Origin of the sequence: Bradyrhizobium oligotrophicum S58 (assembly GCF_000344805.1) — a bacterium.
Classification (GTDB): Bacteria; Pseudomonadota; Alphaproteobacteria; order Rhizobiales; family Xanthobacteraceae; genus Bradyrhizobium; species Bradyrhizobium oligotrophicum.
Genome location: NC_020453.1, coordinates 3,428,012 through 3,441,776, shown reverse-complemented (window position 1 = coordinate 3,441,776; position 13,765 = coordinate 3,428,012). Strand labels below are relative to the sequence as shown.

Below are 13,765 nucleotides of genomic sequence, written 5' to 3'. Positions count from 1 at the left end.
GCCGGCGCCTTGCGTGGCGGCTAACCACCGCCACGCTCACGGCGCAGCTTCGCCCAATAATCCAGCCGCTTCCTGATCTCGCGCTCGAAGCCGCGCTCGGGGGGATCGTAGAAGTGCTGGCGTCCCAAAGCTTCGGGGAAGTAGTCCTGCCCGGAGAAGGCGTCCGGTGTGTCGTGGTCGTATTGATAGCCGGCGCCGTAGCCTTCGCCCTGCATCAGCTTGGTCGGCGCGTTCAGGATGTGCTTGGGCGGCAGCAGTGAGCCGCCCTCCTTTGCGACGCGCTTGGCGGCGCCGAAGGCCTTGTAGGCGGCGTTCGATTTCGGCGCGGTGGCGACGTAGATCACGGCCTGCGCGATCGCGAGCTCGCCTTCGGGAGAGCCGAGAAAGTCGTAGGCGTCCTTGGCGGCGTTGGCGATGACCAGCGCCTGCGGGTCGGCGAGGCCGATGTCCTCGACCGCCATACGCACGATGCGCCGCGCCAGGAACAGCGGGTCCTCGCCGGCGTCGAGCATGCGGGCGAAGTAGTACAGCGCGGCGTCGGGATCGGAGCCGCGCACCGATTTGTGCATGGCCGAGATCAGGTTGTAGTGACCGTCGGCCGACTTGTCGTAGATCGGCGCGCGGCGCTGCAGGATGTCCTGCAGCTGCACGGCGTTGAAGATCTCGTCCTTGCGCGCCGAGCGCCAAACTTCCTCGGCGAGCGTCAGCGCGGCGCGGCCGTCGCCATCGGCCATGCGGATCAGCACGGCGCGCGCCTCGTCGTCGAGCGGCAGCTTGTGGCCCTCAACCGCTTCGGCGTTGCTGTAGAGTTTCTCGATCGCGGCGGCATCGAGCGAATGGAACACCAGCACGCGCGCCCGCGACAGAAGCGCGGCGTTGAGCTCGAACGACGGGTTCTCCGTTGTCGCACCGACCAGCACGACAGTTCCGTCCTCCATCACCGGCAGGAATGAATCCTGCTGGGCGCGATTGAAGCGGTGCACCTCGTCGACGAACAGCAAGGTGCCCTGTCCGGTCTCGCGCCGGGCGCGCGCCGCGTCGAACACCTTCTTCAGATCGGCAACGCCGGAGAACACCGCCGAGATCTGCTCGAAATGCAGCTCGGTGGCATCAGCCAGCAGCCGCGCTACGGTGGTCTTGCCGGTACCGGGCGGGCCCCAGAAGATCAGCGAGCCCAGCGTGCGCGTCTCCAGCATGCGCGTCAGCGCGCCGTCGGGACCGAGGATGTGATCCTGTCCGACGACGTCGGACAGTTTGTGCGGGCGCAGCCGCTCCGGCAATGGCCGCGGCGCATCCTGCTCCATCCCCGCCGCAGCGAAGAGGCTTGGCCCTCCCTGCTGGGGACGCTTCGGACTCATCCGCCGAGCGTGACGTTGATCTGCTGGCCGCCACGCAACACAGTGATGCGCCAGACGCGGGCGGTCTCCCGCGCGGCCTTGTCGAGATCAGCGGTCTTGGCGATCTTCTGATTGTTGACGGCCATGATCACGTCGCCCTTCTGGAAGCCGACATTGGCGGCCGTGGTGCCGTCGCCCGGCTCGAGCACGACCACGCCTTCGGTCTCGGCATCGAGATGCAGCTCGTCGGCGACCGCCGGTGAGATGTTGGCGACCTTGGCGCCCTGGAATGGCGAGCGGCCGTTGATCACCATCTCGTTGCGTCCGGTGTCCGGCGCCGTTTCCAGCGCGACCGCGACCTTCACCGGCTTGCCGCCACGCTGCAGTTCGATCTGCGCGGTGCCGCCGAGCGGACGGGTGGCGAAGCGGTAGTCGAACGCATTGGGATCATCGACGGTCTGGCCGTCGATCGAGACGATCAGGTCCGAGGATTTGATGCCGGCCTTCGCCGCCGGGCTGTTGGCCACGACGGAGGCGACCAGCGCACCGGTCGGCGAGCGCAGGCCGAGGCTCTCGGCAATCTCAGGCGTCACCGCCTGCAGCCGCGCGCCGAGCCATGGACGCTTGACCGCCTTGCCACCGCTCTTGGCGGAGGCCACGACCACGCGCACCATGTTGGCGGGAATGGCGAAGCCGATGCCCTGCGAGCCGCCGGACTTCGAATAGATCGCGGTGTTGATGCCGGCGAGCCGGCCGGTCATGTCGACCAGCGCGCCGCCGGAATTGCCGGGGTTGATGGCGGCGTCGGTCTGGATGAAGAACTGATAATCGGTGATGCCGACCTGGGTGCGCGCCAGCGCCGAGACGATGCCGTGGGTCACGGTCTGGCCGACGCCGAAGGGATTGCCGATCGCCAGCACGACGTCGCCGACCAGGAGATCATCGGAATTGGCAAGGTCGAGCGTCGGGAACTGCTCCTTGGTGCCCTTCAGCTTCAGCACCGCGAGATCGGTGCGGCTGTCCTTCAGGACGATCTCGGCCTCGAACTCGCGCTTGTCCGACAAGGACACCTTCACCTCGTCGGCGCCCTCGATGACGTGGACGTTGGTGACCACGAGGCCGGACGGGTCGATCATGACGCCCGAGCCGAGCGAGCGCTGCATCTGCTCCTGCGGGCCGCCCTGCAGGCCGAAGAAGCGGCGGAACACCGGATCATCGAGGAAGGGATTGCGGTTCTGCACCACCTTGGCGGCATAGACGTTGACGACCGCCGGCTGCACGCGCTGCACGATCGGGGCATAGGACAGCCGCAGCTCGGCCGGAGACTGCGGCACGCGCCGCTCCTGCGCCGCGACGGGAGACACGACCAGCAGGGACAGCAGCAATACCGCGAGGGTACGAATCGACGTCATGAAGAATCCTCGAATAAGACGCCCTGGATATAGGCGGAACGGCCGATGCGGCCAAGCTCAGGCCGACGGATGCGGCGTTTCGATGGTGTCGGCAATTGGGGCGCAGGACAGCCGGTCCTGGTGCCGCTCGCCCCAATTCCTCAGGACTTCGATCACCGGCCGCAGGCTCTCGCCGACCTCGGACAGGCTGTAGTCCACCCGCGGCGGCACCTCGGCATAGACCTTGCGGATGACCAGCCCGTCCTCCTCCAGCGCGCGCAGCTGCTTGGTCAGCATGCGCTGGGTGATGCCGGGCATCAGCCGCCTGAGCTCGCCGAAGCGCTGGCTGCCGCCCTGCAGGTGATACAGGATGACGCCCTTCCACTTCCCGTCGATCAAGTCGAGCGTGGCTTCGACCGCGCAGCCCGGCCGGCGGGTGAAATTCTTCCGCTTCATCGCTGTTTTGCCCAATAGTATCCAAACGGGGACTAGTTCCCCATTTTTACAGTACTTGCTGAAATGACGCCAGCAGGACAAGTAGGCCCCATCAGAGGCCAGCCAGGAGGTTGTCATGAAGGCCGTCGGTTACCAGCAGTCGCTTGTTATCACCGAGGAGCGCGCGCTGTTCGATTTCGAGACCGCCAAACCCGAGCCGACAGGGCGCGACATCCGCGTCGCGGTGAAGGCGGTCTCGGTCAATCCGGTCGACACCAAGGTGCGCAAGCGCGCCGCACCGCCGGCCGGCGAGACCAAGATTCTCGGCTACGACGCCGCGGGCGTGGTGGAGGCCGTTGGCCCCGACGTGACGCTGTTCAAGGCCGGTGACGAGGTGTTCTACGCCGGCTCGATCCTGCGCCAGGGCACCAACGCCGAGTTCCATCTGGTCGACGAGCGCATCGTCGGCCGCAAGCCGAAGAGCCTGTCGTTCGCCGAAGCCACCGCCCTGCCCCTGACCTCGATCACCGCCTGGGAGCTGCTGTTCGACCGGCTCGGCGTCATCCCCGGCAAGAGCCTCGATGACCGCACCTTGCTGATCACGGGCGCCGCCGGCGGCGTCGGCTCGATCCTGGTCCAGCTGGCGCGCCGCCTCACCGAGCTGACCGTGCTCGCCACCGCCACGCGGCCGGAGTCGCGCGACTGGTGCCTGAAGCTCGGCGCCCATGCCGTGATTGATCACGGCAAGCCGATGAAGGAGCAGATCGACGCGCTGAAGCTGCCGCCGGTCGCGCTCATCGCGAGCCTCACCCATACCGACCAGCACTACAAGGCGATCGCCGAGTTCATGACGCCGCAGGGCAAGTTCGGCCTGATCGACGATCCCGCCGAGTTCTCGCTTGCCGCCTTCAAGGGCAAGGCGATCTCGATCCATTGGGAATCGATGTTCACCCGCTCAATGTTCACGACGCCGGACATGATCGCCCAGCACAACCTGCTCAACGACGTCGCCGACCTGATCGACAACGGCGTGATCCGCACCACCCTCGGCGACAACTACGGCACCATCAACGCCAAGAACCTCAAGCGTGCCCACGCCTTGATCGAGAGCAACACCTCGCGCGGCAAGATCGTGCTGGAGGGGTGGAGCTGACTAATGATCATCGGAGGGTGGGCAAAGGCGCATCCGCGGTCTTTCGAAATTTGAGATCCCCGTGGCGCCGTGCCACCACCCGACTGACTCGATCGCCGCTCGATAGTGGGCATGCTGCCGCCTTGCGGCGGCCGCTTTGCCCACCCTCCCCTGCGCAGCTAACAACGCGACGCTCTTCTATCTTTCGTCATTACGAGCGAAGTGACATGTCGTCCATAGCCCGAAGGGCGACGGCGAAAGCAATCCAGGGCAGCGCGAGGACTCCTGCGCTACTCACAATGACGGCAGCGGTGGGCAAAGACGCGTCCGCCGTCATTGCACATGCAACATCATTATGGCGCCGTGGCACCGTCCCCGGCATGCCCTAACCTGTTGAGGCGCCGCCTTCGTCACTTCGCCCGTCTATCGAAGGCCCTCTTGTTGCGGTCTCCAATCGTAAGCCTCTCTCGCGTCACGGAAAGCCTCAATGATCGGCTCCGAAAAGCCAAGAACCTCGTAACAATAGTCGCTGCCGACGAACAAGAAATGACGCGGTCTCCGGCCGACCGGATCAAGCGTCGCATAGGCGTTCAGCAATGCCGAGCTCTCCGCCTCCTTGATATAGACGCCCCCGTCATACATCCCCGTCCCATATCCCTGACCTGAGACCGAGTAGATCATCTCTTCGAACCCGGCAAAGATCTCGCAGGAGATCCCGATGCGGTACGCACGATGACCAGGCGGCGACGCCACGACGATGAGGTGGAGCACGCCCCGCCAGAGTCCTTGGACGAACGCAGATGGCGGCCGCTCGATGCCATCGATGATCGAGGGGTATGGTCGCCATCTGCTGGAAGGATCTGGAAACAAGTCAGCTCCGCGTCTCGTCTCAGATCAACGATAGCGCGGGATTTCAATTCCGCAACCGCGATCCCGTCGGTCGATCACCTCGAGCTTCCCGAGCGCATCAGCGCGGCGTGAACTGATTCAGGTCGAATATGCCCATCTGCTGCTCGAGCGCGGCGACGCGGGCGGTCATCTTTTCGAAGCCGTCAGCGCCGAACAGTTCGTGCTCCTTCTTCTCGAAATCCTCGGCCATCGCGTCGTATTCGTGCGAGGAGACGACGTCCTTGATCTTCGGAAACAGTTCAGTGTCCTCACGCGGCGTGTGGCCGGTACATCGTGATGAGGCCTGCATCGATGTGACGAGCTGCCGGCGGTCGTCGGCGTTGCTGCGCCCGGACGGGGCGAGGCGCAGGATCGTGCCGCCGTCGTCGGCGTGCTCGGCGCAGCGCTGTACGACCCGGTCTGGACCGCCACCGTCCATGGCGCGAAGGATTTTGCGATCGCGCTGGTCGGCTTCGTGCTGCTGGTGGCCTGGCGCGCGCCCCCGCTCGTCGTGGTCGCCTTTAGCGCTGTCGCGGGGGGGGGGGGCCGCAGCGCTGCTCTGACCGCAGCAACTGCTGCCAACTCATGCGCTGCCCAGCAACGCCCTCCAGGTGGTCGGACGTTCGTACGTTCACCGGCGTTTGCGAGTCGGCTACAGTGTTCGCAGCGATGCGCGGCATCGCGTGCCCAGCCTGCACGGAGCGACATCATGATCCATCACGGCGGATGTTTCTGCGGCGCGGTGCGCTTCCAATGTGCGGGCGAGCCGATCAATGTCCGTGTCTGCCACTGCCGCAATTGCCAGAAGGCGATGGGATCGCCCTACTTCGCCCGTGCGCTGTTTTCCCATGATGCGCTGACGATTCAGGGCGAGGCCGCGCGCTTCCCCTCCTCCGACGCGCTCGACAGGATGTTCTGCCCACGCTGCGGCACCCGGCTGTTCTCCTGGCGCAACACCCGCCCGGTGGTCGGCGTGGCGCTGGCCTGCTTCGACGACCCCAACGCGTTCGCGCCGACCGAGCACATCTGGGTGTCGGCCAAGATCGGCTGGGTCAACCTTAATGACGGCCTGCCGCAATTTCCGGAAAATCCCGCGTAGCATCCGGGAACCGCCGTGCCTATCTAGGTCGGTATACGTCGTCCGGAACCGCATCCTTGAACATCTCGCTCTACGGCATTTCGATCTGGATCCTGCCGATCATCGTCGCCATCACCTTCCACGAAGCGGCCCATGCCTATGTCGCCTGGCGGTTCGGCGACGACACCGCGTTGCAACTCGGTCGCGTCAGCTTCAATCCGCTCAAGCACATCGATCCGTTCGGCACGATCCTGCTGCCCGGGATGCTGCTGTTCTCCGGCTCGCCGTTCCTGTTCGGCTACGCCAAGCCGGTTCCGGTCGATTTCCGCAACCTGAAGCCGCTCCGCGCCGGCATGGTCATGGTGGCGCTGGCGGGTCCGGCGACCAACATCGCGCTCGCCTTGGCGGCCGGGCTGGCATTTCACCTCATGCCGCTGGTGCCGGCGGACGGCGCCCGATGGGTTGCCAGCAACCTGATCAATGCCTTTTCGTTCAACATCCTGCTCGCGGTGTTCAACATGCTCCCGATACCGCCGCTCGACGGCGGCCGGGTGGCAGTGGGCCTGCTGCCCGCGATCCTGGCGCGGCCGCTGGCCCGGCTCGAGCCCTGGGGCATGCTGATCCTGATCGGATTTTTGATCGTTCTGCCGCTTGCGGGTTCCCAGTTCGGTCTCAATCTTGATTTTGTGTCAGGGCTGCTCCGCGCCACGACCGATTCTCTCAAGCAACTGCTTCTGTTATTGACGGGTAACACATAAGTCTCCGCATCAGGGACGGTAAACGAGCTCGAGGCACTCTTGGTCAAAGCCGCTGACATGATGATTGCACGCCGCGCCGATACGCGGGCCCGTGCAGATTTCGCGACATGGAAGATGATCGCCAAGCTGAACGGCGCGTCCGGCCTGCCGCCGGCGGCGCAGGAGTTTCTGGCGAGCTACAAGACCCGGCTCACCGACCTGTCGGAGCACGAGGCGACCGAGGCCACCATCCGCGAGATGTACAAGGCCTATTATGCCGAGATGGGCGGCGGCGGCGCGCCTCCCGAGGTGAAGCCGGCCACCGCCGAGCCCGTGACCGACAACGTCACCGCATTCCGCAAGCTGCCGCCGAAGCCCAAGGCTGCGCCGTCCGGGGCCGCAACCGCGCGCAAGCTCCCGGTGGCGCTGATCTTCGCCGCGCTCTGTGTCGCCTATGTCGGGATCCGGCTGTACTGGCAGTAAAGACAGCAGCGCCGGCGCATGCCGTCAGGCTTTGCCCGGTGGGAAATTCACCACGATGGTCAGGGGAATCTCGTCGTCCGCAGCCTTTGCCGGCGGCTTCGGGAACGGATCCGAGCGCCGGACCATGGCCACGGCTTCGCGGTCGTAATCCGGATCTCCGGATGATTGCGTCACATCCACCGACAGCACATTGCCGCGGCGGTTGAGCTTGAACGACACCCGGACGCTTCCGCCCTGGGTCTTGCCGGCCGGGTATTTCTGATTCTTCTTCACGATCAGGCTGAGCTTGCGCTGCCAGTTCGTGGTTTGCGGATCCCTGTCCTTGCCCGTCCCGGTGGGATCGGGCGCCTTGACGCGCTCGGCTTCGGGAACCTTGAAATCGAGCGTCTTCTGCGAGCTGTCCACCGACGAATCCCGCGCTTCGGAGGCGCTGGTCTCGACGGCGGCGACCTTCTCCTCTTCGGTCGGCTTCTTGACCTCGGTGGGCGAGACCCGCTGGTCGGCCTCTTCCGTGGTGGTCGGAACGCCCTTCTGCAGATCGGTCTGCTCGGTCTCGGCCTTCTGCTCAGGGGTCGCGGCCGATGCCGTTTCTGCCGTGGAATTGACGCCGGTGGGCAGATCGTTCTCCTCGACCTTCGGCGCTGCGATCTCGACGTCGATGACATCGGCGGCGGTGCCGAGCCCGCCCACATCATCGTCGCCATGCGCCGTGGTCAACGCCACGGCCACGCCGCCGATATGGAGCACGATCGCGACCAGCGCCGCGATCAGCCAGGCGCCGCGCGAGGTGCCGTGTGCGGTGTCGAGCTCGCTCATCTCACACCGGCCGGTCAGGGCTGCGGCGCCGGAGCCGCATCGCCGGTCGCGCCGGCAACACGTTCCAGCGCCACCAGCTTGAACTTGTAGCCCGCGCTCCGCAGCAGCTCCAACACGTCCATGACCTCGCCATAGGGCGCCGAGCGATCGCCGCGCAGGAAGACCGTGCGGTCATCCGTGGCGTGATCGGCCATGGCCTTGTTCAGCTCCGACACCAGATCGACCCGCTTCACGGAATTTTCATTGATCGCAAGCGTGAGGTCCGGCTTGATCGACACGTAGGTCGGCTTGTCCGGCTTTTTCTGCGGCGTCGCCGTCGAGGACGGCAGGTCGATCGGCAGGTCCACGGTCGACAGCGGCGCCGCCACCATGAAGATGATCAGCAGCACCAGGATGACGTCGATGAACGGCGTCACGTTGATGTCGTGGGTCTCGTCGAAATCGTCGTCGAGATCGCCTTCGGAGAGCGAGACGGCCATTGCCTGCTACTCCGCCGCGCGCGCGTGAATGCCGATCTGGCCGCGATCGAGATCGCGCGACAGCAGCCGCCCCGTCGCGCCGGAGGCACGGTTGACCAGCTCGAGATAGCCCTTCGTGACGCGCGAGAAGTGATTGTAGATGATGACCGCGGGGATTGCGGCGGCGAGCCCGATCGCGGTCGCCAGCAGCGCCTCCGCGATGCCCGGCGCGACCACCGCGAGGTTGGTGGTCTGCGATCTGGAAATGCCGATGAAGCTGTTCATGATGCCCCAGACGGTGCCGAACAGGCCGACGAAGGGCGAGATCGCACCGACGGTGGCGAGCAGGCCCATGCCGACGCGAACCCGGCGCGCCTCGGCGCGGACGATCTCGGTAAAGCTCGACCCCGCACGCTCCTTGATGCCCTCGTCACTGCTGAGCCCGGCCGACAGCCGCGCCTCCGATATCGCCGCCTGAAGCAGGACGGCCGCGACGTTCTTGCCGTCCTGCTTGCCTTCGCGCTTCCCCTGCCCGAGCGCAAGCTGGGCTTCGGCGAGCGACTTTGCACTGCTGAGCTTGCGCAAGGCGCCGACGAGCCTGCTGCGCAGCACGGAGAACTCGATGCTCTTGGCAATCAATATCGTCCAGCTCGCAACCGACGCCAGCGCCAGCGCGATCATCACCGCCTTCACGACCATGTCGGCCTTGAGGAACATGCCGAGGGGTGACAGCTCGTCGAGTCCAGTGGCAACCGCCTTGCCACTGCGCGCGCCGCTCTCCGCACTCGGTGCGGCGGTTGCATTCGGCGCGGCCGTTGTTGCGGTCGGCGCGGCTGCCGCCTGTCCGGCGGCCGGCGCCTGGACGGACACATCCGTGGAAGCTGCCGCGGCCGGCTGCGTCACCTGCTGGGCGCCCGCAGGCGCCACGGCCGAAACAGCCAGACATGACAGGACGATTGCAAACCTAACAAGGAACGATGTCATCATATCTCGGCCCACTAAACCTCGGCCCATTGCCGGATCAGATTGTGATAGATGCCGGTCAGCTTGACAGTATCGGGATCGTCCCTCCCGACGCGTTGCGTCAAGCTTTGGATCGCCGTGTCCAGATCGAAGATCATGCTCCGGACATGGGCATCGCGTACCATGCTCTGCATCCAGAAAAAAGAGGCGACCCGGGCACCGCGCGTCACCGGGGTCACCATGTGAAGGCTCGATGACGGATACAGCACCGCGTGCCCGGCAGGCAACTTGACTTCGTGCGAACCGTAGGTGTCCTCAATCACGAGTTCGCCACCGTCATAGCTGTCCGGCTCGGCCAGGAACAGCGTCATCGACAGATCGGTGCGGATGCGCAGGCCCGTCAGCGGATCGCCGCGCACGGCGTTGTCGACATGGATGCCGAAATGATCGCCGCGCGAGGCGGTGTAGCGATTGAACAGCGGCGGAAAGATCTGCAGCGGAATCGCCGCCGAGAGGAAGCGCGGATTGTTCGTCAGCGCCGTGATGATGCGCCGTCCCAGCACCCGCGCCGCCTCGCCGTCCGGCGGCAGCTGCTCGTTGTGCTTGACCATGGCCGACTGCGCCCCGGCCGTCGAGCGGCCGTCTTCCCAGTCCGCCGCATCCATGATGCGGCGGAACTCGGCCACCTCGTCTTTCGACAGAACGTCCGGGATGCAGATCAGCATGATCAGAACTTCGCAGTGGTGACGATGTAAAAGGCGCGGCCCGGGGCGACGGCGACGAACGGCGCCGCGCTCCGGTACAGCGTATCGTAATAGAGCTTGTTGGTCAGGTTCTGCGCGTAGAGCTTCATGGTCCAGTGCGCGTCGATCTTCTTCTCGACGAACGCATCGAAGCGCCAATAGCTCGGGATCAGGGTGCCGGTGTTGGCGCCGAACGTGCCGCCATACACCTTCGACCTGAACACGGCCTGGCCGCCGACCTCCCAGCCATCGTCGAACTTGTACTTCGACAGCAGGCTGAACGACTGGTGCGCGACGTTGGCAAGCTGCAGGCCGATGTTCGAGGCGACGCCGCTCTGCGTGACCTTGGACTGCATCAGGACGAGGCCGCCGAAGATGCTCCAGCGATCGGTGAGATTGCCGCTCGCCTCGAGGTCGATGCCCTGGATGCGGTAGGCCGCGCCCGACGTCAGCACGCCGTTCACCGTCTCGCGCGCATTGTCCTTGGTGGTATGGAACAGCGCGCCGCTGACCAGCAGATGGCGGTCGAACAGCTCCCATTTGGTGCCGACCTCGGCGCCCTTGTTGCGCTCCGGCCCGAGGATGGTGCCGCCGGGAACCGGGGCGCCGTAGTCGGTGCCGGTGCCGTCGAGCTCCGATCCGAACGGGTTGGTCGAGGTCGCATAGGCCGCGTAGATGCTGCCGATCGGCAGCGGCTTGTAGACCACGCTGCCATTGTAGTTGATGAAGTCGGACGGCAATTTGGTCGTGTTGGCCGCGGTCGTTCCCGCCCACATGTTGTAATTGTCGTAACGGATGCCGCCGTTGAGGATCACTCTGTCCTGCCAGTTGGCGGTGTCGGTGACGTAGAGCGAGCGGGTATCGACGTCATAGCGCGTCGGCGTCGTGCCGAGCGACGGCAGGGTCGTGAACGGGATGCCGGTATAGGCCGGCGCGGAGATCGACTGTCCCGACAGCGCACCATTGCCGCTGAATGCGCCGGCGCCGAAGAACTCCGACGACAGCCCGGTATAGCGGTTGATGGAGACCTTCTCGTTCGAGATCTCGGTGCCGACCACCGCCGTGTGCTTGATCGGCCCGGTGTCGAACTTGAAGTTGGCGTCCTGCTGGTTGGCGATGACGTCGACCCACTGGTTGCGGCTCTGCGGGCTCGCCGTGAACGTCCACAATTGCGGATTGGAGCTCGTCGTCACCGGGCTCTGCGGCAAGGTGCCGATATAGATCAGGTCCGAATGCTCCATGCGGGTGCGGCTGGTCAGGGTGATGCTGTCGGTCACCTTGAACTCGCCCGTCAGGGTCCCGAAATCCTGCCGCGCGGTCTGGAAGTCGCGATTGAGGAAGCCGTACCAGGTGTTGCGGGAAATGCCGGCTTCCGTCACCGGCACGTTGCCCTGCTTGTAGTAGGGGACGCCAAAATCGGGCCGGCCGCTCGAATCGGTGTGCACGTAGTTGGTGGTGACCTTGATGCTGTCGGTCGGGGTCCATTTGGTCGAGACGAAGCCACCCCAGCGATTGTCGGTGACGTAGTCGCGGCCCGCGACATTGGCGTCCTGGAACAGTCCGCCGGTGCGCACCGAGAAGGTCGGCGAGATCACCTGGTTGACGTCGAGCGTCACGCGCTTGGTCTGGTCAGTGCCGAAGGTGGATTCGGCATTGTAGAAATTGCGGTCGCCGGCCTGCTTGGTGACGATGTTGATGGCCCCGCCGGCGGTGCCGCGGCCGGCATAGGCCGAGGCCGGTCCGCGCAGGATCTCGATCTGCTCGGTGAAGAAGTTCTCGCGGATCGACACCGCGGGATCGCGAATGCCATCGATGAAGACGTCATTGCGCGCGTCGAAGCCGCGGATGAAGAAGCGGTCGCCGAACGCGTTGCCGCCCTCGCCCGAGCCGAGCGTCACGCCCGCGGTCGAACGTCCGACCTCCCTCAGCGACGTCGCATTCTTGTCCTCGAGCACTTCCTTGCTGAGGACCGTGATCGTCTTGGCGGTGTTGAGCAGCGGCTCGGTGAACTTGCCCGAGGCGACGCGGTCGATCTTGTAAGGTGCGGCCGCATCCGCATAGGGATTGGCGTCGGGTGCGGTCAGGCCGCCCGCATTGGGGAACGCCACCGCGGCGTGCTGCACCGCCTGCTGGCGGGCTGCACGGCGCAGCGCATTGCGCGCGCGGACCTGCTCGGCAGTCGGCTTGGACGACATCGGCCTGGCGCGCGCAATCGGCGCATCGACGTTGACGGGCGGCAGGTCGGAGGCCGGCTGCGCCTCGGCTGACGACACTGATGCGACGGCCATCAGTCCGGCGACCGCCGACACCTTGGTGACGAAGGGCCCCTCTCCTCGTCCGTCAATGAACCTCGTCGCTGCGACTGCACGCAGCGAAAGCGGTGCTCTCACCTGTCCCATTTTGTTTTCACGCGCCCCAGATTTTTCATTCCAACGCCGCGAACGCGGATCATTCGCGCTGCAAACATGTGCCGTTGGTATCGGGGGCGTTTCAGGGGGTCAATTTGAGGAGCCCTAATTTGGCCTTGAATAGTTCCAGATCAAAACAATTCTAAAGACGCTCAACTAACAAAGTACGGAACTTGAAATCGTTCTAAACAGCGCGATTTGACTCGCGCTGTTGTCGAATCGCCGCTTCCTTGCGGTCAGCTCGCCGGGCCCGCCTGCTCGTCGCTGCTCGGCGGCTTCATCAGCGAGAACAGTTCGTCCACGGTCTGCACCGCGATCTGACGCACGCGATCAGAGTCCTCGATGCCCGCGATCCGCACGCCCTTGACGACGGCCCGGATCTCGTCGCGGAAATCAGTCAGGAAGCGCAGCGGATCGCGCTGCTCGTTGGCGACGCGCGCGATCAGGCCTGTCACCAGGATCTGGCACGCGAGCATCTTTCCGTTCAACTCTTCCATCGTGAGCTCCACATTCGTTGTCGTCGCACGGCGCATCGTCGAACGACGCGAGCCCCGCCCTGGTTGAATCCTGCCGATTGCCCGACGTCGCCTGATGGCCGCCGGAGTCACCCGCTTCTAATCAGCTCTCATCGGGCGCGACAAGACGGCGACAATAGGTCCGAACATGGCCTCGTACGAGAGGCGCGCGCGCGCCTGGGCGAGGCCTGGCGCGGTCGCACGCAGCGAGTCACGTCGGACGCAGGCCACCCATGGCCTTGCGCTCGCCATCAGCGTCACGCTGCAACGGCCGCATGGCGGCCTCCCGCGAGGCACGCTTCCGGCCAATAGTCCCTGCGAACCTTCGGGGATGGAGAAGAGCTTCTCCAGCGATTTTTCGCACTCAGGATGTTGTTGTAG

General features: G+C 65.1%; 15 protein-coding genes. 4 read left to right on the top strand and 11 right to left on the bottom strand.

The genetic code is table 11. The features are described from left to right. Positions 1 to 20: 20 nt before the first annotated feature. The 3 genes from S58_RS14870 to S58_RS14860 are packed head-to-tail and all read right to left on the bottom strand — an operon-like array spanning position 21 to position 3,184. Positions 21 to 1,358, bottom strand: a complete 1,338-nt coding sequence (locus S58_RS14870; RefSeq protein ID WP_042339507.1) for a replication-associated recombination protein A — start codon at positions 1,356 to 1,358, stop codon at positions 21 to 23. Next, positions 1,355 to 2,749: a DegQ family serine endoprotease gene (locus S58_RS14865; RefSeq protein ID WP_015666154.1), complete on the bottom strand. Its 1,395-nt coding sequence runs from the start codon at positions 2,747 to 2,749 to the stop codon at positions 1,355 to 1,357. Before S58_RS14865 ends, S58_RS14870 begins: the two co-directional genes overlap by 4 nt. Before the next feature lie 57 nt (positions 2,750 to 2,806). After that, positions 2,807 to 3,184 carry a winged helix-turn-helix transcriptional regulator gene (locus tag S58_RS14860; RefSeq protein ID WP_015666153.1) on the bottom strand — a complete coding sequence of 126 codons (378 nt, stop codon included), beginning with the start codon at positions 3,182 to 3,184 and terminating at the stop codon, positions 2,807 to 2,809. A gap of 115 nt (positions 3,185 to 3,299) precedes the next feature. On the opposite strand from S58_RS14860, the gene S58_RS14855 reads away from it, so the two are divergent. Further along, positions 3,300 to 4,316, top strand: a complete 1,017-nt coding sequence (locus tag S58_RS14855; protein WP_015666152.1) for a zinc-binding alcohol dehydrogenase family protein — start codon at positions 3,300 to 3,302, stop codon at positions 4,314 to 4,316. 402 nt (positions 4,317 to 4,718) lie between these two features. On the opposite strand, the gene S58_RS14850 is transcribed toward S58_RS14855, so the two are convergent. After that, a complete protein-coding gene (locus tag S58_RS14850; RefSeq protein ID WP_015666151.1) occupies positions 4,719 to 5,066 on the bottom strand; it encodes a hypothetical protein in 348 nt (115 codons plus the stop codon). A 196-nt stretch (positions 5,067 to 5,262) separates the two neighbouring features. Further along, the gene (locus S58_RS14845; protein WP_015666150.1) at positions 5,263 to 5,622 is read right to left on the bottom strand and encodes a hypothetical protein; all 360 of its coding nucleotides are present in this window, start codon (positions 5,620 to 5,622) and stop codon (positions 5,263 to 5,265) included. A gap of 270 nt (positions 5,623 to 5,892) precedes the next feature. Here S58_RS14845 and S58_RS14840 point away from each other — a divergent pair, with 270 nt between their 5' ends. From S58_RS14840 to S58_RS14830, 3 genes are read left to right on the top strand one after another with little or no spacing between them, the layout of a single operon-like run. Beyond that, positions 5,893 to 6,282, top strand: a complete 390-nt coding sequence (locus S58_RS14840; RefSeq protein ID WP_015666149.1) for a GFA family protein — start codon at positions 5,893 to 5,895, stop codon at positions 6,280 to 6,282. A gap of 56 nt (positions 6,283 to 6,338) precedes the next feature. Beyond that, entirely contained in the window at positions 6,339 to 7,019 is a 681-nt protein-coding gene (locus tag S58_RS14835) for a site-2 protease family protein (RefSeq protein WP_015666148.1), read from the top strand. Between the two features lie 57 nt (positions 7,020 to 7,076). Beyond that, positions 7,077 to 7,481, top strand: a complete 405-nt coding sequence (locus S58_RS14830) for a hypothetical protein (RefSeq protein WP_042340755.1) — start codon at positions 7,077 to 7,079, stop codon at positions 7,479 to 7,481. 24 nt (positions 7,482 to 7,505) lie between these two features. On the opposite strand, the gene S58_RS14825 is transcribed toward S58_RS14830, so the two are convergent. The 6 genes from S58_RS14825 to S58_RS14800 form a co-directional block, all read right to left on the bottom strand. Then, on the bottom strand, positions 7,506 to 8,297 hold the full coding sequence (locus S58_RS14825; protein WP_015666146.1) for an energy transducer TonB family protein: 792 nt from the start codon (positions 8,295 to 8,297) through the stop codon (positions 7,506 to 7,508). A gap of 14 nt (positions 8,298 to 8,311) precedes the next feature. Continuing rightward, positions 8,312 to 8,776 (bottom strand): biopolymer transporter ExbD, encoded by a 465-nt coding sequence (locus S58_RS14820; protein ID WP_015666145.1) that lies wholly within the window; start codon positions 8,774 to 8,776, stop codon positions 8,312 to 8,314. Positions 8,777 to 8,782: 6 nt separating this feature from the next. Continuing rightward, complete coding sequence (gene exbB, locus S58_RS14815) at positions 8,783 to 9,742, bottom strand: tonB-system energizer ExbB (protein ID WP_015666144.1); 960 nt, start codon at positions 9,740 to 9,742, stop codon at positions 8,783 to 8,785. 11 nt (positions 9,743 to 9,753) lie between these two features. Beyond that, the gene (locus tag S58_RS14810) at positions 9,754 to 10,443 is read right to left on the bottom strand and encodes a Fe2+-dependent dioxygenase (RefSeq protein ID WP_015666143.1); all 690 of its coding nucleotides are present in this window, start codon (positions 10,441 to 10,443) and stop codon (positions 9,754 to 9,756) included. 2 nt (positions 10,444 to 10,445) lie between these two features. Further along, positions 10,446 to 12,860, bottom strand: a complete 2,415-nt coding sequence (locus S58_RS14805; RefSeq protein WP_015666142.1) for a TonB-dependent receptor — start codon at positions 12,858 to 12,860, stop codon at positions 10,446 to 10,448. A 245-nt stretch (positions 12,861 to 13,105) separates the two neighbouring features. Further along, positions 13,106 to 13,366, bottom strand: coding sequence for a hypothetical protein (locus S58_RS14800; RefSeq protein WP_015666141.1), 261 nt, complete (start codon positions 13,364 to 13,366; stop codon positions 13,106 to 13,108). Between the last annotated feature and the right edge of the window lie 399 nt (positions 13,367 to 13,765).